This window comes from Chryseobacterium sp. WG23 (assembly GCF_024586575.1).
Taxonomy (GTDB): domain Bacteria; phylum Bacteroidota; class Bacteroidia; order Flavobacteriales; family Weeksellaceae; genus Chryseobacterium.
Genome location: NZ_JALCZE010000004.1, coordinates 106,615 through 128,375, shown reverse-complemented (window position 1 = coordinate 128,375; position 21,761 = coordinate 106,615). Strand labels below are relative to the sequence as shown.

At 37.2% G+C, this 21,761-nt stretch carries 21 protein-coding genes; 17 read left to right on the top strand and 4 right to left on the bottom strand.

The genetic code is table 11. From position 1 onward, the window contains the following. Nucleotides 1-14 precede the first annotated feature (14 nt). From rpoC to MP477_RS07545, 13 genes are all read left to right on the top strand, one after another. Nucleotides 15-4,277 carry a DNA-directed RNA polymerase subunit beta' gene (gene rpoC, locus MP477_RS07605; protein WP_230038297.1) on the top strand — a complete coding sequence of 1,421 codons (4,263 nt, stop codon included), beginning with the start codon at nucleotides 15-17 and terminating at the stop codon, nucleotides 4,275-4,277. 87 nt (nucleotides 4,278-4,364) lie between these two features. Beyond that, nucleotides 4,365-4,670 (top strand): DUF3467 domain-containing protein, encoded by a 306-nt coding sequence (locus MP477_RS07600; protein ID WP_002976436.1) that lies wholly within the window; start codon nucleotides 4,365-4,367, stop codon nucleotides 4,668-4,670. A 256-nt stretch (nucleotides 4,671-4,926) separates the two neighbouring features. Next, nucleotides 4,927-5,577, top strand: coding sequence for a Crp/Fnr family transcriptional regulator (locus tag MP477_RS07595; protein WP_230038295.1), 651 nt, complete (start codon nucleotides 4,927-4,929; stop codon nucleotides 5,575-5,577). A gap of 125 nt (nucleotides 5,578-5,702) precedes the next feature. Beyond that, nucleotides 5,703-6,545, top strand: coding sequence for a DUF5777 family beta-barrel protein (locus MP477_RS07590; protein ID WP_230038293.1), 843 nt, complete (start codon nucleotides 5,703-5,705; stop codon nucleotides 6,543-6,545). A 1-nt stretch (nucleotide 6,546) separates the two neighbouring features. Then, entirely contained in the window at nucleotides 6,547-6,894 is a 348-nt protein-coding gene (locus MP477_RS07585) for a hypothetical protein (RefSeq protein WP_230038291.1), read from the top strand. A gap of 10 nt (nucleotides 6,895-6,904) precedes the next feature. Beyond that, nucleotides 6,905-7,450, top strand: a complete 546-nt coding sequence (locus MP477_RS07580; protein ID WP_230038289.1) for a YceI family protein — start codon at nucleotides 6,905-6,907, stop codon at nucleotides 7,448-7,450. Then, a complete protein-coding gene (locus MP477_RS07575) occupies nucleotides 7,447-7,971 on the top strand; it encodes an ankyrin repeat domain-containing protein (RefSeq protein WP_230038287.1) in 525 nt (174 codons plus the stop codon). The genes MP477_RS07580 and MP477_RS07575 overlap by 4 nt, the downstream gene beginning before the upstream one ends. A 1-nt stretch (nucleotide 7,972) precedes the next feature. Then, nucleotides 7,973-8,722, top strand: coding sequence for a T9SS type A sorting domain-containing protein (locus tag MP477_RS07570; RefSeq protein WP_257189847.1), 750 nt, complete (start codon nucleotides 7,973-7,975; stop codon nucleotides 8,720-8,722). A 211-nt stretch (nucleotides 8,723-8,933) separates the two neighbouring features. Beyond that, nucleotides 8,934-10,631 carry a hypothetical protein gene (locus MP477_RS07565; RefSeq protein WP_257189846.1) on the top strand — a complete coding sequence of 566 codons (1,698 nt, stop codon included), beginning with the start codon at nucleotides 8,934-8,936 and terminating at the stop codon, nucleotides 10,629-10,631. Between the two features lie 138 nt (nucleotides 10,632-10,769). Beyond that, nucleotides 10,770-11,369 (top strand): GrpB family protein, encoded by a 600-nt coding sequence (locus MP477_RS07560; protein WP_257189845.1) that lies wholly within the window; start codon nucleotides 10,770-10,772, stop codon nucleotides 11,367-11,369. A 12-nt stretch (nucleotides 11,370-11,381) separates the two neighbouring features. Next, nucleotides 11,382-11,777: a cytidine deaminase gene (locus tag MP477_RS07555; protein ID WP_257189844.1), complete on the top strand. Its 396-nt coding sequence runs from the start codon at nucleotides 11,382-11,384 to the stop codon at nucleotides 11,775-11,777. Between the two features lie 30 nt (nucleotides 11,778-11,807). Beyond that, nucleotides 11,808-12,653 (top strand): GNAT family N-acetyltransferase, encoded by an 846-nt coding sequence (locus MP477_RS07550; protein WP_257189843.1) that lies wholly within the window; start codon nucleotides 11,808-11,810, stop codon nucleotides 12,651-12,653. A 106-nt stretch (nucleotides 12,654-12,759) separates the two neighbouring features. After that, entirely contained in the window at nucleotides 12,760-14,043 is a 1,284-nt protein-coding gene (locus MP477_RS07545) for an ectonucleotide pyrophosphatase/phosphodiesterase (protein ID WP_257189842.1), read from the top strand. A 76-nt stretch (nucleotides 14,044-14,119) separates the two neighbouring features. Here MP477_RS07545 and MP477_RS07540 read toward each other — a convergent pair whose 3' ends face one another. Next, nucleotides 14,120-14,998 (bottom strand): NAD(P)H-binding protein, encoded by an 879-nt coding sequence (locus MP477_RS07540; RefSeq protein ID WP_257189841.1) that lies wholly within the window; start codon nucleotides 14,996-14,998, stop codon nucleotides 14,120-14,122. 170 nt (nucleotides 14,999-15,168) lie between these two features. On the opposite strand from MP477_RS07540, the gene MP477_RS07535 reads away from it, so the two are divergent. Then, nucleotides 15,169-15,528, top strand: a complete 360-nt coding sequence (locus MP477_RS07535; protein WP_230038271.1) for a helix-turn-helix domain-containing protein — start codon at nucleotides 15,169-15,171, stop codon at nucleotides 15,526-15,528. A gap of 232 nt (nucleotides 15,529-15,760) precedes the next feature. Here the strand turns inward: MP477_RS07535 and MP477_RS07530 are convergent, their stop codons facing one another. Both MP477_RS07530 and MP477_RS07525 read right to left on the bottom strand, forming a co-directional pair. Further along, entirely contained in the window at nucleotides 15,761-16,813 is a 1,053-nt protein-coding gene (locus MP477_RS07530; RefSeq protein ID WP_257189840.1) for an NAD(P)-dependent alcohol dehydrogenase, read from the bottom strand. A 34-nt stretch (nucleotides 16,814-16,847) separates the two neighbouring features. After that, nucleotides 16,848-17,252, bottom strand: coding sequence for a cupin domain-containing protein (locus MP477_RS07525; RefSeq protein WP_257189839.1), 405 nt, complete (start codon nucleotides 17,250-17,252; stop codon nucleotides 16,848-16,850). A gap of 131 nt (nucleotides 17,253-17,383) precedes the next feature. Between MP477_RS07525 and MP477_RS07520 the strand changes: the two genes are divergently transcribed. The 3 genes from MP477_RS07520 (at nucleotide 17,384) to MP477_RS07510 (ending at nucleotide 20,182) form a co-directional block, all read left to right on the top strand. Then, nucleotides 17,384-18,286: an AraC family transcriptional regulator gene (locus MP477_RS07520; protein ID WP_257189838.1), complete on the top strand. Its 903-nt coding sequence runs from the start codon at nucleotides 17,384-17,386 to the stop codon at nucleotides 18,284-18,286. 170 nt (nucleotides 18,287-18,456) lie between these two features. After that, complete coding sequence (locus MP477_RS07515; protein ID WP_257189837.1) at nucleotides 18,457-19,797, top strand: carboxylesterase family protein; 1,341 nt, start codon at nucleotides 18,457-18,459, stop codon at nucleotides 19,795-19,797. A 217-nt stretch (nucleotides 19,798-20,014) separates the two neighbouring features. Beyond that, nucleotides 20,015-20,182: a hypothetical protein gene (locus MP477_RS07510; RefSeq protein ID WP_230038261.1), complete on the top strand. Its 168-nt coding sequence runs from the start codon at nucleotides 20,015-20,017 to the stop codon at nucleotides 20,180-20,182. 74 nt (nucleotides 20,183-20,256) lie between these two features. On the opposite strand, the gene MP477_RS07505 is transcribed toward MP477_RS07510, so the two are convergent. After that, a complete protein-coding gene (locus MP477_RS07505) occupies nucleotides 20,257-21,729 on the bottom strand; it encodes an alpha-amylase (protein WP_257189834.1) in 1,473 nt (490 codons plus the stop codon). Nucleotides 21,730-21,761: the final 32 nt, after the last annotated feature.

Here is a 21,761-nt window from a genome sequence, read left to right as displayed (position 1 = left end):
TCAAAAATTAAATTATGTCAAATAAAAATAAAACAAGTAGATTTAATAAAATAACCATTGGTTTAGCTTCACCGGAGTCTATTTTACAGGACTCAAGAGGAGAGGTTTTAAAGCCAGAAACTATTAACTACAGAACTCACAAACCTGAAAGAGACGGATTATTCTGTGAGAAAATCTTTGGTCCTGTAAAGGATTACGAATGTGCTTGTGGTAAATATAAGAGAATTCGTTACAAAGGGATCGTTTGTGACCGTTGTGGTGTAGAAGTTACCGAGAAAAAAGTAAGAAGAGAAAGAATCGGACATATCGGTTTGGTTGTTCCTATTGCTCACATCTGGTACTTCCGTTCATTACCAAACAAAATAGGATACCTTCTGGGAATCCCTTCTAAGAAATTAGATATGATCATCTACTACGAAAGATATGTAGTGATCCAACAGGGTATTGCCAAAAAATTAGATGGTTCTGATTTTGAAAATATGGAATTCTTAACAGAAGAAGAGTACCTTGACATCATGGAAACTCTTCCTGTAGAAAACCAGTATCTTGATGATTCTGATCCAAACAAATTCATCGCCAGAATGGGTGCTGAAGCTGTGGAAGATCTATTAAAGAGAATTGATCTTGATGCATTATCTTTTGACTTAAGACACAAAGCTCACAACGAAGGTTCTAAGCAAAGAAGAACTGAAGCCCTGAAAAGATTGAACGTTGTAGAAGCATTGAGAGGTGCCAATACAAGAATGATCAACAGACCAGAGTGGATGATTATGCGTGTGCTTCCTGTTATACCACCAGAACTAAGACCATTAGTTCCGTTGGATGGAGGACGTTTCGCTACTTCTGACCTTAATGACCTTTATAGAAGAGTTATTATCAGAAATAACCGTTTGAAGAGATTATTGGAGATTAAAGCTCCTGAAGTAATCTTGAGAAACGAGAAGCGTATGCTTCAGGAATCAGTAGATTCATTATTCGATAACACAAGAAAATCTTCTGCCGTAAAATCTGAATCAAACAGACCATTGAAATCACTTTCTGATTCATTGAAAGGTAAACAAGGTCGTTTCCGTCAGAACTTACTAGGGAAAAGGGTTGACTACTCTGCGCGTTCGGTAATTGTTGTAGGTCCAAACTTACAGCTTCACGAATGTGGTATTCCTAAAGATATGGCAGCTGAACTTTACAAACCGTTTATCATTAGAAAACTAATTGAAAGAGGAATTGTAAAAACTGTAAAATCTGCAAAGAGAATTATCGACAGAAAAGAACCTGTAGTGTATGATATCCTTGAAAACGTGATGAAAGGTCACCCTGTTCTACTGAACAGAGCACCTACGCTTCACAGACTGGGTATTCAGGCTTTCCAACCTAAGATGATCGAAGGTAAGGCAATCCAGCTACACCCGTTAGTAACAACAGCATTCAACGCCGATTTCGATGGTGACCAGATGGCGGTACACTTACCGTTAGGACCAGAAGCGATCCTTGAAGCTCAGTTATTAATGCTAGGTTCTCAGAATATCTTGAACCCTGCAAACGGTTCTCCAATTACAGTACCTTCTCAGGACATGGTTCTTGGTCTTTATTTCATGACTAAAGAATTGAGCTCTACGGAAGATATGAAAGTAAAAGGTGAAGGTCTTGCATTCTATTCTCCTGAGGAAGCAGAAATTGCTTATGCTGAAGGTAGAGTTTCTTTAAATGCTAAGGTAAGATGTAGACTGCCTGTTAAAGAAGACGGAGTAATAGTAACAAGATTGATCGAAACTTCTGTAGGTAGAATTTTATTCAACCAGATTGTACCTAAACAATCAGGATATATCAATGAACTTCTTACTAAGAAATCATTGAGAAACGTTATTGGTAAGATCCTTGCTGATACCGATTTCCCAACTACGGTGAAGTTCCTTGATGCCATGAAAGACTTAGGGTATTCAAATGCATTCAAAGGAGGTCTTTCTTTCTCACTAGGGGATATTGTAGTTCCTGTTGAGAAAAAGCAGATGATTGCTACTTCAATTGAAACTGTAGATGAAATTAGAGCCAACTATAACATGGGTCTTATTACAGATACAGAACGTTATAACCAGGTAATTGACGTTTGGACTAACACCAATGCGGGATTAACTGAAATGATCATGAGCAGAATGAAAACCGATCAAGGTGGTTTCAACTCTGTGTATATGATGCTTGACTCTGGGGCGAGGGGTTCTAAAGAACAGATCCGTCAGTTATCAGGGATGAGAGGTTTGATGGCGAAACCGCAAAAAGCTGGTTCTACCGGTGCGGAGATCATCGAAAACCCGATCCTTGCCAACTTTAAGGAAGGTCTTTCGATCTTAGAGTACTTTATCTCTACTCACGGTGCCCGTAAGGGTCTTGCGGATACCGCTCTTAAGACAGCCGATGCTGGTTATCTAACGAGAAGATTGGTAGACGTTGCACAGGACGTTATCGTTACAGAAGACGACTGTGGAACACTTAGAGGAACAGAAGTTACTGCACTTAAGAAAAATGACGAGATCGTTGAAAGAATCTCTGAAAGAATCTTAGGTAGAGTATCTCTTCATAATATCTATGACCCTGAAACGGATGAGCTTATTGCTAGTGCAGATCAGGTAATCATTGAAGAATTGGCAAAAAGAATCGAAGAAGCAGGATTAGAAGCTGTTGAGGTTCGTTCGCCATTAACTTGTGAAGCTAAGAAAGGGATCTGTGCGAAATGTTACGGTAGAAACTTGGCAACAGGTAAAGTGATCCATATGGGTGAAGCGGTAGGTGTAATTGCAGCACAGTCAATTGGGGAACCGGGTACTCAGCTTACGTTGAGAACCTTCCACCAAGGGGGTACTGCAGGAAACGTATCAGAAAACCCATCTATTGTAGCAAGAAGAGATGGTATCGTTGAAATGGATGAAGTAAGAACAATTACTTCTGAAGATGAAAACGGTAATACTGCTGAAGTAGTAGTTTCACGTTCAACGGAATTCAGATTAGTTGCAGCGGAGTCTAAAACTCCATTAATGATTGCTAACGTACCTTACGGATCTATATTATCTGTAAAACCAGGTGATAAAGTGAAGAAAGGAGATACCATCTGTAGATGGGATCCGTATAACGCGGTTATCATTGCTGAAACTTCTGGTAAAGTAGAATATGAAGATATTATCCAGGGTATTTCATTCCAGCTTGAAATTGACGAACAAACAGGATTCGAAGAGAAAGTAATCTCTGAATCTAGAAATAAGAAAGCCGTACCTACATTGAAGGTGGTAGATTCTAAAGGAGTTGAGCAGAGAGCATACAACTTACCGGTAGGAGCCCACTTGATGGTAAATGATGGTGAAAAAATTAAGGCGGGTAAAGTCTTAATCAAAATCCCAAGAAAATCTGCAAAAGCAGGGGATATCACCGGAGGTCTTCCGAGAGTTACCGAATTATTCGAAGCAAGAAACCCTTCAAACCCAGCGGTTGTTACTGAAATCGACGGGGTAGTTTCTTACGGAAAAATTAAGAGAGGTAACCGAGAATTGATCGTAGAAGCTAAAACTGGCGAAAGAAAAATTTACCTGGTAAAACTTTCTAACCAGATCCTGGTTCAGGAGAATGACTTCGTAAGAGCTGGTTCTCCATTATCTGACGGTTCTATCACACCGGATGATATCTTAAGAATCAAGGGCCCAACTGCGGTTCAGGAATACTTAGTAAATGAGATTCAGGAAGTTTACCGTCTTCAGGGGGTAAAAATTGATGATAAGCACTTTGAAATTATCGTAAGACAGATGATGACCAAAGTATCTATCGTAGATGGAGGTGACACTCAATTCCTTGAAGGAGCTCTGGAACATAAATATGACTTCCTGGAAGAGAACAATAGAGTATTTGGTCTTAAAGTAGTAGTAGAGGCTGGAGATTCTAAAGAATTCAGACCAGGTCAGATGATTACTGCAAGAGAATTAAGAGATGAAAACTCTAAACTAAGACGTGAAGACCAAAAGTTGGTAGAAGTAAGAGAAGCTCTTCCTGCTACAGCAACACCTGTATTACAAGGTATTACAAGAGCAGCTCTTCAGACTAAGTCATTCATGTCTGCAGCATCATTCCAGGAAACAACGAAGGTTCTAAATGAAGCGGCTGTTGCTGGTAAAGTAGATGCTCTTAGTGGTCTTAAAGAAAATGTAATTGTAGGGCACAGAATCCCTGCAGGTACAGGTCTTAAAGAATATCAGAATGTTATTGTAGGTTCTAAGAAAGAATTCGAAGACCTTAACTAAAATTAATGATTTGAAATTTGAGGTTTGGATTTATTTTTATATTTTCACAATCTCAAATTTCGAATTTAAAAAACATAATTTATAACAATGGACAACAATCAAAATCCACAAGACGGAAACATCAACATCGAATTAAACGAAATGGTAGCTGCTGGTATCTATGCTAATTTAGCTTTAGTAAACCACTCGCCATCTGAGTTCGTAGTAGATTTCATCCAATTAATGCCGGGGGTACAGCAAGCTAAAGTAAGATCAAGAGTAATTCTTGCTCCACTTCATGCTAAGAGAGTATTAAACGCTCTTCAACAGAACATCGCTAACTATGAGCAGCAGTTCGGAGAAATCAAAGAAGTTGAGCCTTTCGTATTAGGAGGTAACAACGTTCAAGCGTAAGATTTCTTTTACAATAAATAGATGCCCCAATGAAAATTGGGGCATTTTTTATGTTATATTTTTTTATCCTGGCTGGATAGTCAATGTTTATCATGCATCAGTTGTGGTGATTTTTTGTTATCCTATTCCTGCAATACAACAGTAATTCCCGGTAAAAATATACCGTGCTATTTATAACACAACTTTAACGGTAATGAATCATCATATCAATGATCCAATTTTATATATTTGAATATTACATTTTGATATAATTGATATGACAGATAATGTGTTTATTCTTGATAAATTTGGTTTTCTTGGGAAAGTTTTTTTGAGCGAACTCCAGCAGCATGCTGTTATTGTTGATATAAAAGCAAAAACAGAAATTATAAGAGAAGGACAAAAAAACAAATATGTACCCTTTCTGATAAAAGGTTCTATTAAAGTTTTTACCCTTAATGATGGCAGAGAGCTGATCTATTATTTTATTAAGTCTAGTGACAGCTGTCTGATGACTTTTTCTTCGATTTTTACAGACTATGTAAGCCGCGTATTTGCCGTTGCTGAAGAAGAATCAGAAGCCTTACTGATTCCTGTTTCTGTAATGCACGACTGGCTGATCAGGTTTCCGGAGATCAATAAATTATTTTATCGTGAATATGACAGGCGCTTTTCAGAAGTCATGAATATGGTTAATGATGCTGTTTTCCATAGACTTGATAAAAGAGTATTAAATTATATTAAACAGCAGATCATCAGTACAGGGAAAAGTCCCTTGAAAATTACCCACCGTGAAATTGCCAGCAGTCTCGGTACTTCCAGAGAAGTGGTAAGTAGGGTACTAAAAAAAATAGAAAGTGACGGCGAGATTGTGCAGACCAAAGAAGGAATCAAAGTCACTGTAAATGAAAATGTTAGATTAATCTAATTTATAATGTTTCAAAAGTTTTGTTTTATGATTGATAAAAACAATGCCTTTGGTGACTTTTATCACATAATTTTGAATTGAGAACTTGATAAGTTTGTCATATGATAATTTAATTCAAATTGTATATGACAAAAGCTCTCTTATTTTTGTCAGTATTTTCATCAGGTTTTGCCTTTGCACAGGAAGATCTGTTGAAAGATATTGATACTATTAAAACCGATACGGAATTTTCACAACCTGCTTTCAAAGCACTACAGATTGTTACAGGACAATCTACAAAGCTTGCCGCCAAAAAAGAATGGTACATTATTGTTGCCCATAGATTTGGTGATGTAAGCACAGGATTTAAAAACTTTTTTGGACTGGATAACGCCTCCACAAAATTAGGCGTAATTTATGGTATTAATGATGCCGTTTCTGTCAGTTTATCAAGGGAAACGAATATGAAAACCTTTGAAGGTGCTGTGAAATACAGGCTGATAAGACAGAATGATCATTTTCCGGTAGATATTGTTGGGTATAATGTGATGGGTGTAAATACGGATCTCAGTACGGACAGCTATCCGTTTCTTAAATTCAACGACAGACTTTCTTATCTTACCCAGGCTTTAATTTCGAGAAGGTTTAATGATAAACTTTCACTGCAGCTTACTCCTTCATATGTTCATAAGAATCTGTATGAGCCTAAAAATGAAGATAAAAACCAATTTTTAGCAGGATTAGGCGGACGTTATAAAATTTCAAAGAGAGTTTCTGTAAATGCAGAATATTTTGTGAATTTTGACAATCACAGTTTCTATAAAAACCCTCTTTCTTTAGGAGTGGATATAGAAACCGGGGGACATGTGTTCCAGCTTTTATTCTCGAACTCCCAGATTAATTCAGATATAGGATATCTTACCAATGCATCAGGTGAATGGGGGAAAGGACATATTTTCTTTGGGTTTAATCTTTATAGAGTTTTTTAATATGAGAAAGTTAACATACCTCGTGATCCTTTCATCAGTGGGAATACTGAATTCCTGTGATAGCAGGACCTATGAAGAGATTTCAGATAATACCCCTATTACGATGCCGATAAAATATACCGCAGATGTAAAACCGATTATAGACAACAACTGTATTGGTTGTCATTCTGCAGGCAGTTTTAAACCTTTAACAACCTACGATCAGGCAAAGAATAACATAGATGGAATCCTGGACCGGATCCAAAGGCCAAACGGCGACCCTGAAAAAATGCCTAAAGGAGGATCCCTGTCGGCAACACAAATTAATATTTTCATCAAATGGAAAGCTGATGGATTAACTGAAAATTAAAAAATTTGATATGAAAAAAATAATATTAATCAGCGCATCACTGCTTTTTACCGGATACGCTTCAGCACAGAAATACAGCTCTAAAACAGGTAAGGTGACTTTTGAAGCTTCAGTACCATTATTTGAAGATGTGTATGCCCTGGATGAGAATAACCTGGTTGTCTTAAATGCTGACAGTGGGGAAATGGCATCGGTTTCAGCCGTTAAAAACTTTCATTTTAAAACAAAATTAATGGAAGAGCACTTTAATGAAAGCTATGCAGAAACAGCCAAGTATCCAAAGACCACTTTCAAAGGAAAAATTATCGGTTTTGATAAAACAAAACTGACTGCCAGTCCACAGAAATATACAGTTCAGGGAAGCCTTAATTTTCATGGGGTAGATAAAGCGGTGGCTTCTACAGCTACTATCTATACTAAAGACGGTAAAATCTATATGCAGGGAAATTTTGTAGCCAGACCCGCAGACTATAAAGTGACAATCCCTAAGATGGTGACAAAGAAAATTGCAGAAAGTGTAAATGTTGAATACAACTATATATTGATAAAACAATGAGAAATCTGATCTTATTACTAACGGTCTTCCTGAGCTCATTCCTGGTGGCTCAGGAAAAAGTAAAGTCAATATTTGATATTGCAAGAAGTGGAACTGTCACAGAAGTACAGGAGCTGATGAAACAAAATCCGGATGTGATCAATCAAACCAACGAAAATGGATTTTCGCCACTTATTTTGGCCTGTTACAGAGGAAATGTAGAGGTGGCTAAATTTCTGATTGATCACGTAAAAGATGTGAATTATAAAAGTGACGAAGGGACAGCCTTATCCGGGCTTTCGGTGAAATATAATAAAGAGTTGGTAGAGCATTTATTAAAGAAAAATGCTGATCCTAATATCGCCGACACCACAGGATATACACCTTTATTCTGGGCTGTGAAGTTTGGTAATAAAGAACTGGTAGAGCTGCTGTTGAAGTACAATGCAGATAAAACAAAAAAAGATTCAATGGGAATGACCCCATTTGAATATGCATTAAAAACAGATAAAAAAGACATTATTAACCTCTTAAAAAATTGATATGAAAAAACTTTTACTCACCTTAAGTATGGCTCTTGCCAATTTCGCATGGGCCCAGTTTTCCTCAGGCGTTGTAAGTCTTGGGGCAACTGGAATGACCGTGAAACTCGAAACTTCACCCACATTGGCAACCTTGACACTTACCGGAAACAGTACTTCCTATCTGGGAATAGGTGCCGGTGATTCCGGAATGGAAGCCGGTGCAGACGGATTTATTTATAACAGCAGCTCAAACCTTGATTATAGTTTTAATGGTATAGGGGCATTCCCTAGTGTAGATGCTGTTCAGGATTGGACTCTTGTTTCCAACACTGTTTCAGGAACTACCCGGACTGTTATTGCGACCAGAAGTTTATCCGGAAGTGCCGGTGATTTTGTAATCCCAAATGCAGCAGGCTCTCTGGATATATTTTTTGCTAGAGGAGGAAGCACAGCAATATCTCAACATAGTTCTTCTAACAGAGGATATGCAACGTTAACAATGACGGCAAGCAATTTATCAACCAGTGAGGCAGTTACCGAAACTAAGAAAGTAAGCCTTTATCCGAATCCTGCTAGGCAAACAGTTAGTTTCAAAAACGTTGACCGTATAAAATCTATTGATATTTATGAAGCAGCAGGAAGAAAGATAAAATCTGTAAAACCGGATAAAGAAACCATTAGCATTGAAGATCTGAAGTCAGGAATATATTATTTTGAAATTCTATTGAAAGACGGAAGTCTGTCTTATGAAAAACTGATTAAAGAATAGTCCAGAGAAAACACATCTACATATTTTCAATAGTACCTCTGATTTTTCGGAGGTATTATTATGAAGAAAAATAATGAATTTTTTAATTTTTTTAAGATGATTGGATGAACGTATAAAGAATATTTACAAATTAACGATTAATTATTCTAAAAGTGTATTGTATTTTTAATTTTTATCCTACTTTTAAGGCGTAAAAAACTAATAACTTACAATGAAAACACGCACCACATTTAAATTTGGGCAGATATTGCTATTTGCTTTTGGGGCCTTATTACTTTCCTTTCAGTATTCTTGTAAAGATGAATCAACTGAAATGCAAAATGAAGCAGCCTTAGAGCAAAATAACATTAACGCTTATGCCCGTTCATTTTCCGGGGATTCTATCCTTTTGAAAAACCCTTATTCTGTTGAAACCATGAAAATTGCTCTTGAACAGCTAAGAGTTAAAAACCCAAAACAAACCGCAGGATTCGAAGTACGCCCTTCCCATCTTTACCTTAAATTCAACCCTAAAAATGAAGATGAAGTAGGATTGCTGAAGCAGGATTCTACCATTCATTACTTCGATTACAGATTAGATGCTGAATATGCAGATGGATTCCTGGAAAACAGAGCTCCAGACAGAGACTCTATTCCTGTTTATTATACTGCAGTTCCCGTAGGAAAAAACCTTCCTGCAGTTGAGCATGAAGTCCTGAGTGAACTGTATATCCCTGAACAGGATCCTTATTTTTCCGATATTGATGATATAGAAAGATATGAAGTTACCGGAAAATTAGCCAATAAAACAGATCTGTTTAATAACCTTTTATACCTGGCCTATGAACTTACAGGGAATGAATCAGATCTGCTTACCGATGATTCTACTCCACAAGCAAAATGGATATTTGGAAAAAAATGGTATCCGAGCGGAAGAATTCAGGTAAAAGATGATATTTTAGATGTGGTACCGGTAACCGGAGCACAGGTATTGATGAGGCAGTGGTTTACTGTAGCTCAGGGAATCACAGACGGGAACGGCTATTTCTCCACTTCCTCAGTACGTGGAAAAGCAAAATATGTTATCCAGTGGGAAAGATATAATTATAGTGTGAGAAACGGATCTATTTTCCAGGCAGAAATGAAAGGGCCTAATGTAAAACAGCAGGCATGGTATCCTGTTATCGATGGAGGAGAAGATGAGTATCACGCTCTGATACACCAGGCGGCACATGATTTCTATTATGGGTATAGATTTGGACTGACTTCTCCACCTATGAATAACCATATCTATAATTTCGGAAGACAGAGCCAGATAAAGATTGCAGCCCGTAAATCAGCACCGTGGGGAGTACCTTCTTCTTATTCTCACATCAGAAGTGAACTTACTTTTGGTTTATCAGCCCAGGTCCATATTAAAGCATATGGAAGATTATCCGATATGGTGTACGGAACAACCATCCATGAATTGAGCCACGCCCTGCATTCAATTATAGACAGATCGGCGTATAATGACATTTGCCAGGATTCCTTCCTGTCTTCCAATTCTGCGGTCAAAAACCGAAACCGAAGACTTCTTGAAAGCTGGCCAACTACTGTGGAAACTTTGATGACCTTAGAAAGATATAAAAGGATAAGAGGATATGCGGTTTACAGATCTACAGGTTCCAATAACTTCCAGAACCGTACCATTAGTGCTGAAAATCATTATACATCAGGCGGATATGATATGATTGACGGAAATAATCAGAATGTTATGTTTGGAGTAGGATACCCTGCAGACAGAGTTACCGGATATACGGCTTCACAGCTGGAACAGGCGCTTAAAGGGTCTAGAAACTGGTATCAGTGGAGAGATAAAATAAAGACCAGTTATTCCAATCCTACCAGTATATATATGGACGAACTTTTTGCCAATTGGCCGGATTAATCACATTTTACATATTTTCAATAGTACCTCTGATTTTTCAGAGGTATTATTATTTTATTTACTTCTGGAAATCTTAAAAGGCTTAATTTTAAAGGGATTGTTTGATTTTTTATATATTTGTATATAACCGGATATCCTATGAAAATTACTTTTGAAAAATACAATCCTTTGTGGAAAAAGCAATTTGAAACGATTAAAAATGAATTGAAAAACAGCATCGGTTTTTTGAACCCACACATTGAACATATCGGAAGTACATCAGTGGAAGGTTTATCTGCAAAACCTGTGATAGACATTATGATTGGGGTGAAAAATGAAGAAGAACTGGATAAGGTTCCTCCTTTATTACAGGGACAGGATTATGTTTATTACCGGAAGTATAACGAGGATATGCCATACCGCCGTTTTTTTATAAAGCTTACAGATCAGCCTCAGCATTTAGGATTTCCGGAAATTATTGAAGCAGGAGATGAAATTCCTGAAGGAATTCACGATCATAAGCTTCGTATCGCCCATATTCATGTAATTCCCACTTCTTCTGAACATTGGCTTCGTCATATTGCATTTCGGGATTACTTACGGACCCATCCTGAAGTGAAAAATGAATATCAGCAACTAAAAGAATATTTGAGTGAAAAAGAATGGTATGACGGGAATGATTATAATGAAGGAAAAGATCCGTTTATCAAGAGAGAAGAACGAAAGGCTGTTGAGTGGTATTTGGAACACCGAAAATAAAGAATTAATGCAATGGAAAAAGACCTAAAGGAAATCGCCGGTCAATTGGCAAAAATCAAGAGGCTGAATGATTTTATAGAATATGGAGGAGTTGTCGCAGCTATTGAAACTACAAACGGAAATGTTTACACTGGAGTCAGTATAGACACAGCATGCTCTATGGGATTTTGTGCGGAACACAGTGCTGTAGCTGAAATGTTGAAAAATGGGGAGCATAAAATCAAAGCTGCTGTAGCAGTAGGAAATGATGGAAATGCAGTACCACCTTGTGGACGTTGCAGGGAGTTGATGAGCCAGCTATCCAGAGAAAATCTCAATGCCGTGATAGAAGTGAAAAACGGAATATTTGTAACCTTAAAAGAATTAATGCCTTATGACTGGAAAGAAGATCTTGAAAGAGAATGGTAATTTTTTTAACTCATAATTTTTATTAAGCCAATGGAATTCAAAACTTTAAAAAATACTAGTGTAGAGGAGCTTTTATCTGTATTTAATCTTTCTTTTTCTGATTATATTGTTCCTTTTCACCTGACAAAAGAGGTGCTTATCTCAAAAATTAATTCTGAAAAAATAGATTTAAACTTATCAGTAGGGGCATTTGAGTCCGGGCAGTTGGTAGGATTTATTCTTAATGCTGAAAAAACAGAAGATCCTCATAGAATAATCTATAATGCCGGAACGGGAGTCGTTCCTGAAAGCAGAGGAAAAGGGCTGGTAAGAAAAATGTATGATTTTATCCTTCCCATATTAAAAGACAGAAAAGTAGACACCTTAATCCTTGAAGTGATTGATGGAAACAAGCCGGCGATCAGGGCCTATGAAAATTTAGGATTTACTGTTGTACGGAGACTGCTTTGTTTCAATGGGAATATTAATGTACAACAAACAGATTCCGATATTGTAATAAAAGAACTGGAAGAGGTTCAATGGGAAAACCTCCGTGCTTTCTGGGATATTGAACCGTCATGGCAGGGTTCAGTTTTTGTCCTTGAAGATATGCGCAAAGACTGTATAGTCCTTGGTGCCTATAAAGATGGAAAACTGGCAGGATACGCTTTTTATAATCCGGTAGCAAAGAAAATATACCAGATTGCTGTAGATAAAGATCACAGAAGACAAGGAATTGCAACCAGACTTTTCGAAGCTATTAAAGAGAAAAATAATGGAGAAACCGTATCCTTAAATAATGTAGATGAGGTTTCAGAAAGCACCTTTCATTTTCTTAGTGAAAGAATAGGCCTTAAAAACTGGGTATCCCAGTTTGAAATGAAGCGTATTATCTGATAGTCAGTATATTTTTAATCAAAATAAATGGTTTTAATATACTTTTAATCTCTTAAACTTTTCAGAGAGCGGTATAGAATGTAACTTTGCTGAAATTTTTTAAATAATGAAGCGAGGAATACATTTTTTACTGCTGCTTATTTCCTTTACGGTCTTTGCCCAGCAGGCAACTGTTGATACAGCCCAGATAGTCATTCCGGGTCGGCAGAATACAATAGAGGCTCAGTCAAAACCTTATGTGATTATGATCTCAACTGACGGTTTTCGGTATGATTATGCTAAAAAATATAATGCTGAAAATCTCCTGAAATTTTCCAATAATGGTATACAGGCTAAGGCAATGATCCCAAGCTATCCCAGTATTACATTTCCTAACCATTGGAGCCTGATCACCGGACTTTATCCTGCTCATCATGGGTTAATAGATAATTTTTTCTACGATTATAAGAGAAATGAAACCTATGCTATGAGCAATAAGAAAAATGCTGAAGATGGAAGCTGGTATGGCGGAACACCACTTTGGGGATTAGCTGAAAAACAAGGGTTAGTATCTGCTTCTTTAATGTGGGTGGGCTCTGCCAGCGATGCCGGAGGAATAAGACCAAGCTACTATTATCCTTATCATGAAAAATTTACTCCTTCAGAAAAAGTAGAAAAAGTAGTGAACTGGCTGAAATTATCCCAAGATAAAAGACCTCATTTCATTTCATTATATTTCCCGGAAGTAGATGGAAGCGGACATCATTATGGACCCGATACGAAAGAAACCGAAAATGCAGTTCATTTAATTGATCATGCTATTGGTGATCTGGTTCAGAAAGTGAATGATTTGGGCTTAAAAAATGTCAATTTTATTTTTGTGTCAGACCATGGAATGATCAAAGTGGATGGAGGAGCTCCACTGGAAATTCCAGCTGTACTTTTTGATAAAAGCAGGTTTGATTTTTATAACTCCCAGACCTTATTGAGGATATATGTTAAAAATCCTGCTGAGATCAAGTCTGTTTATAAAGAATTAAAGGCTCATAAAACGGAAGATTACGAGGTCTATCTGGACAAAAAGCTACCCAGATATCTCCATTTTGCAACAAGAGATGACCAATACCACAGAATAGGGCAGATTCTTCTGATTCCGAAAGCGCCCAAAATATTTCTTGAGAAAGGAAAGAAAACATCTGTGGGAAAACATGGGTACAATCCTAAAGTTGTTCCTGAAATGAAAGCAACATTTTATGCATGGGGACCTGAATTTAAAAATAACTTGGTAGTAGATGAGTTTGCCAATATTAATGTTTATCCTGTGGTCGCTGAAATTTTAGGATTGAAAATTGACCAACCCATTGATGGAAAACTGAAAGTCCTGAAGGAAATATTGAAGGAAGAAAAATAATCGGATAACGAATGATTACGTCAAAAAAAGAATCGGCGCACCTTTGGTGCGCCGATTCTTTTTATATCCAAATAACTTAAAACTTAGAAGAAAATTCTTTAGCAAAATCCTCAAGCTTTGTCTTTCCTGTAATAGGAGATCCATGATCCATGAAATCTTTCTGTACAATACCGGTTCTTATCCCTCTTCCCATTTCAGTATACAGTTCTGCCATATCCTGTGGAAGCCCGGCCTGTAGCATTCCGTTGAAAGAATCTTCATCTGAGAATTCTACCCACGGCAGTTCAGGCTTTTCTATGGAAGTTCCTAAGACTTTGGCAAAATCAGAAGCTTTTCTGTTGTCACTTACGATATAACGTATGCTGTTACCATTTCCATCTTTTACAAGCTCTTCAGCGGCTGCGTTAGCAATGTCGTTAGGATGTACCAACGGAACTTCAGTATTTGCGGGATAATTGCCTCCAATAATTCCCGCATTCTGGATCAAGGGAATATCATTGAAAAAATTAGTATAAAAATATCCGGCTCTTAAAAATGTAAATGAAGTGTTTTCAACCTCCTGATATAGTTTCTCAATCTGGTGAAGGCCTTTGATAGGCCCTGTTTCTACAGGAGATTCTGCACCTACACTACTGAGCATGACAGCTCTTTTTACATTGGCCTTTTTTAATGCTTCAGCATAATTTTTTCCTGCATCAACAGTATTGTCAACAATGTTATTTTCACTGATAGCAGGAGGGGTCATGACGAAAACTGCATCGGCTCCCTCAAATGTTTTGCTAAGGAAATCAATATCTGTAATAGATCCGATAGCCGGAACAGCTCCCAATGATTCTATATTCTGCTTCCTTGCTTCGTTACTGCTGATTACAGTGACGTTATGCCCTTCATTGACTAATTGCTGTGCTAAAGGCTTAGCTACATTTCCTAATGATCCTGTGATGATGATTTTCATATGTAAATTTTTTATTGTTTTTTAATGATCATATGTAATCGCTGCATGTTGATTAACTTTTATGAATTGATCAAGTATTGCGATTTCATAATAAATGTTTTTTTATTTCCGAATACAAAGTTATATTTGTACTTACTTTTATACAAGTACTTACCCTAAAGTATGTAACTATGACAGCAATTAAAGAAAGTTCAACCATTCAGGAGAACAGAAAAGTACTGCAGGACTGCCCTGTAATGTATGTTATGGAAAGGATAGGAGGGTTCTGGAAACCTATTATTCTGTTTAACCTTTCCACAGGAGAAAAAAGATACAGTGAACTGAAAAAAGCAATTCCTGCCGTCACAGAAAAAATGCTGATTCAGCATTTAAAACAGCTGGAAGCAGACGGACTGATCATCAGGACCGCAAGACCTGTTGTACCCCCGCATGTTACCTATAAACTAAGTGAAGCCGGGCACGGACTTGGTACAGTGATTGACGCTATGGCAGAATGGGCATTCCAGGATATGGATGGGAAGTATAAATGAGAATACATTGTATAAGGTAAAAAGTATAATGTATAATGTATAATGTATAATGTATAATGTATTCTTGATAGTCTACGTACTGCCATTTGTAAAATGATTATAGAAATTCAATAGGAACGGGCTTTTAGCCCGTTTGGGTTTATATAAAAATTCCATTGGCTTAGCCAAAACCCATAAAAAATAAGCAAAAAGGCTCTTCAATCAGAAGAACCTTTTCATGGTGTATAGTCGATTACAAAGACTGCATGTCAATCACAAAACGGTATCTCACATCACTCTTCAGCATTCTTTCATAGGCTTCATTAATTTCCTGCATCCTGATCATTTCAATTTCCGATACAATATTGTGTTTTCCACAGAAGTCCAGCATTTCCTGAGTTTCTGCAATACCCCCGATTACAGAACCGGCCACAGATTTTCTTCCCAAAATCATAGGAACAGTATTCAGAATAGGTTCTAAACCTCCCAGATATCCTACAAGTACATGGGTTCCGCTGATATTTAAAGTAGTAACATATGGATTTACATCATGTACATAAGGAACGGTATCAATAATCACATCGAATTTTCCTTTTACAGAATCCATTTGGGCTTCATCTGTAGAAATAATAACGTGGTCAGCGCCCAGCTGCTTTGCGTCTTCAGTTTTTCCCGGAGTTCTTGAAAATAAAGTCACTTCGGCACCTAATCCTTTAGCAAGTTTAATTGCCATATGACCTAAACCACCTAAACCTACTACTGCTACTTTAGAATTCGGACCTACGTTCCAGTGTCTTAGTGGTGACCAGGTTGTAATCCCTGCACATAGAAGTGGTGCTACGGCTGCAAGGTCAAGATTTTCAGGTATTTTTAATACATGATCAGAATTAACCACTACTTTCTGAGAATAGCCACCGAAAGTATGACCACCTGAGTGCTTGTCATGACCATTGTAAGTTCCGGTAAATCCATTCAGGCAATACTGTTCAAGATCATGCTGGCAGCTTTCACAGTGGCCGCATGAATCTACAATACATCCTACACCTGCCAGATCACCTACTTTAAACTTGGAAACCTCGCTTCCTACCTTTGTAATCTTTCCTACGATCTCGTGCCCCGGAACGGCAGGGTAGATTGTTCCTCCCCAGTCGTTTCTTGCGGTATGAAGGTCAGAGTGACATACTCCGCAATAGAGAATTTCAATTTCTACATCGGTAGCGGTAATTTCTCTTCTTTCAATATTCATTTCTTTCAGGTCTGCTGTGGTAGATTCCGTACCATAGGCTTTTACTGTAAATGTGTTCATTTGATTAATTAATTTAAAGTTAATAAGTTCAGTTTTATAAATTGTTATATTCGTCGTTTGTTACAGGTTTCAACCATTCTACAATCCCATTTTGGGTATTGACATTAATGGCGATATGTGTCAATTCACTGTCAGGTGCTGCTCCATGCCAGTGGATCACATCTGGAGGAATGTTGACCACATCTCCCGGATGTAAAACCTGGGCATGTTTTCCTTTTTCCTGGTAAAAACCTTTTCCTGAAGTTACGATTAAAATCTGTCCACCTCCATGAGAATGCCAGTTATTTCTGCATCTGGGTTCAAAAGTGACATTTCCGACCTGGCAGTTCAGCCCATCTTCATTCGGTTTTAAAAGATGAATCCAGGCTGTTCCTCCAAAAAAATAATCGGAAGGGGCTTTTTCTCCTTTCGGAAAAATGGTTGTATTAAAAGTTTCCATAACGGTACAAAAGTCGAAACTTTCAGATAAACAAGACTTATACAGATTACCGAATTACTTACCAATTTTACAGACCTTATTTCAATTACAAATGAAAGTGGTAATTTTGAATAGTAATAAAAATATACTTCATGGAAAATCAGGAGGTTGAAATCTATAATACGGTCTCGGAATATAATAAAATGGCAAATCATGAAACCCTGCATCCGCTGGTAAGTATCATTGATTTTTCAAAATCAGATCCTATTTGCCAGCATAAAAGAATGTTTGGGTTTTATACCGTTTTTCTGAAAGATGTAATGTGTGGAGACATGCAGTATGGAAAGCACAGCTACGATTATCAGGAAGGAACTTTGGTTTTTATTGCTCCTGGTCAAACCTATGGAATTTATAATAAAGACAGATCTGTTCAGCCTGCAGGTTTTGCCTTAATTTTCCATCCGGATTTGATAAAAGGAACCAACTTAGGAAAAAACATCAAAGACTATTCATTTTTCTCTTATGACGTACATGAAGCACTCCATCTTTCCGAGAAAGAAAGAGAAGTGGTACTGGATTGCTTTAAAAATATCAAACTTGAGCTGGAACAGTCTATTGATAAACACAGCAAGTCACTCATTGTTAATAATATTGAACTGTTTTTAAATTACTGCATGCGTTTTTATGACCGCCAGTTTATTACCAGAGATCATATTAACCAGGGAGTGATCGGAAAATTTGAAGATCTCGTAGATGAATATTTAAAATCTGATGATCCTAAAAATATAGGCTTTCCCATGGTGAACTACTTTGCAGAAAAACTCAATCTCTCAGCTAATTATTTTGGAGATCTTATCAAAAAGGAATTGGGAGTTTCAGCACAGGAATTTATCCACAACAAGCTGATTGATGTGGCCAAAGAACAAATCCTGGATCAGGAGAAATCGATCAGTGAAATTTCCTATAATCTGGGGTTCAAATATCCACAGCACTTTACCCGGTTATTTAAAACCAAAGTAGGAATTTCTCCCAGTGAATATAAACTCCTGAACTAAAGTTTTCAACACTCATCACACTAGTTTTTTCACTAATACAATTCTAATTAGTGAATATTTGTGCGTCCATTCGTGAGATTCGTGGTTTAAACTATAAGATTTTTTGTTTAAATAATTTTCTGTTCTCAAAAAACAAAATTAAATTTAAAGAGAAAAGTTTTCACAATCTAATGACGACACCAAATCAGCAAGAAACCTTTATTTTTGAAACTCGTTTTGGAAAAATTATTGCATTAAAACAAAACGGGATCATCAAGGCTAAAAGTATTCGTTATGCCCATTCCGAAAGATTTCAATTACCTGTTCCGGTAGAATCTTCCCTATCAGATAATCTTCCTCCTGATAAAACTCCCGTTTGTCCACAGGCATTAAGCCCACTTGTGGAAAAGATGATCGGTACAATACCTGTTGAAGTCTTCGAGGCTGATGAATCTACTCAGTATCTTTCCGTGACCCGTCCTGAAAACATTATTGAAAATGAAAAACTTCCTGTAGTTGTTTGGATTCATGGAGGTTCTCATGAGATTGGCTGTGGTGATATGGATACTGCAGATCCTGCCGGATGGGTAAAGGAACAACATATCATTGTAGTAAGTGTTTCCTATCGTTTAGGAATCTTTGGTTTTTTAGGTGGCGATGAAAAGAGACCTCCGAATCTTGGACTGTTTGATATTATTGAAGCATTAAAATGGGTCCAGATTAATATTGCTGATTTTGGAGGAGATCCTGAAAATATTACCCTTATGGGGCAGTCTTCAGGAGGTGATGCAATAGCCCATCTGATGATTTCAGAAGGAACAGATGGATTATTTCACCGGGTCATTATCCAGAGTGCTCCTTTAGGGTTACGTCATAAAAGACAAAAGATGTCAGCTGAATTCCTCAGAAAAACAGAAATACTGAAAGATGAAACCGATGTTTTGAAAATAGCGGATGAGTACAGAAAGTTCGTCCCATCAGTGTTTAAATATGGTTTAAAAGCAGCAATGCCATTTGGAACGCAATATGGATTTCCTCCCTTGTGCAGAGAAGAAGAATCTGAAACGAAATGGAAAGAGAATGCCGGAAAATATGATGTTCTGATTGGTTTGAATAATGATGAAACAGCATTTTATCTTAAAACTTCAGAATCTTTACATCCTTTTTTCGGGAAGGGTATGGGGTTGAAAATAATGAATAAAATAGTTAGGAAAACCACCGAGTTCATCTATGGCCATCCGGCAAAGTTATTTGCAGATAATTACGCAAAAGCAGGAGGAAATGTTTATTTGTTCAGAATTCATTCCCTGTTGAAAGATAATCATATCGGAGCACCACACTGTATTGATCTGCCGTTGATTTTTGGAAATGAACCAGCGTGGAAATCCTCAGGACTGTTAAAAAATATTCCATGGACATATATTCATGAAAATGGGAAAAGAGTAAGAGCGCTCTGGGCGGAGTTTGTCCGTACCGGAAAAATATCCGATATTGCCGAAAGACCTGAAATCCTGGAACTCCGAAAGATGTAGCTATACATCAATCTTGTAAAATCCCTAATCTTAATAAATATTCCCTTCCTTGGAAGGGTGGCAAAAATTCAAAGAACTTTTTGACGGATGGTCAACTGTATTTTCAATATTTGTTTTCTGTGAATTATATACTAAAACATGCAGTTGGCGTTTATTATTCATTTGTAATTATTATTTTTAATGTATATTTAATAATTAAACCATAAAAATAATAATCATGAAAACAAAACTTTTTCTTAACGCACGGAAATTCGACAGACAAGAACTTAAAAATATGAAAGGTGGAATCATCATCCGTGACAGAGTTTGCTGTGCTTATAATGAAGAAAATTTCTGCTGCGAGTGGGCTATAGACTTTAGAAACTGCCGGGGTATTCAATGCTAGAAACTATCAATTAAATAATGATAAAGCATACATGACTCATTTGGGCAGGTATGCTTTTTTATTGATACCTGTTCTTATTCACTGATCCATACACTCACATTTCCTGCAGGAACAGGAAAATCTCCCCAGCCGTTTTCATCAATCGTTATTTTTTCTTCATATCTTTTCAATAAGTCCCTGAAACTTTTTCCGGCATATTGTTTTCCTATTTCCATGGGCTTGTTGTAGGCATCTTTATTACTTAAGACAACAGCGCACCCCGGGTGCTGATCATCACCATCCCGTACCCATCCAAGACAGTTGGCATCTTCAAAATAATCCCGCTGATTTCCATATGCATGATCTTTCCTTGCTTTAAGAAGTATTTCAAGGCCATCTATTTTAGGCATGAATATCTCCTGATCGTTCCCTTCTCTGTCTTTATCAACATAATGAGCACCATATAGATCAGGATAAAATACACACGGGTAGCCTTCTTTCCTCAATAAGATCAAAGCATAAGCAATAGGCTTAAACCAAGGCTCTACCGGAGCTTCCAGATCTTGTAAAGGCTGGGTGTCATGATTGGCAACAAGACTTACAGAATGTAATGGATCTGCCTGGGTAAGCGTTTCATCAAAAATTCTTCGCAGGTCATAAGAATCACCTTCCCTTGAAGCATTGTGAAAGTTATTCTGCAGGGAGCTGTCAAAAAGACTCATGCAGCCTTCGGTAACCTCAATATATTTTTGAAGAAGATGGAGATAGCCCGGTGCCCAGTATTCACCTACAGCAAAAATATTTTTTCCTGTATTGGAACGAAGCAGGGAAATCCATTCTTTGTAAAAATCAAAAGAAATATGCTTTAAGGCATCCAGCCTCACTCCATCAAAATCGGTCTGGTCGAAATACCACTTTGCCCAGTTATTAAGCTCTTCCCGTACAAAAGGATTTCTGTGCTCAATGTCATTATACATCAGATAGTCATAATTTCCTTTCTCATCATCTATCATTTCTTCCCAGTCATTTCCATATTCAGACTGTATTTTAAAAATATGAGAATCCATACCTTCTGCATAATCTACACCACTGAAGCAGGTAAAGTTCCACTCAAAATCAGAATATTTTTTTCCTCTTCCCGGAAATGTAAATTTAGTATAAGATTCTATTTCAATGACATCAGAAATAATTTTTTCCCTGTTGTTTTCATCTACTTTTACTGCTTTAAATTTTTCCAGCTCATCACCTCCCGCTTTATGCCCCAGCACGATATCTACAATAACTTCTATATTGTGATTTTTAAGTGCTTTAATCGCTTTTAGATACTCATTTTTACTGCCATATTTCGTAGATACAGTTCCTTTTTGGTCAAATTCGCCAAGATCATAAAGATCATAGGCGTCATATCCTGTGGAATACCCTCCATTGGTTCCTTTGTAAGCAGGAGGGAACCATACGGATGTGATTCCTAATTCTGATAAATATCCGGCCTGTTTTTCGGCTTCTTTCCACAATTTTCCATCACCTTCAGAATACCAGTGGAAAAACTGAATCATTGTTTGGTTCATATATTTGAGGATTTGGTAGATACAAGATAACG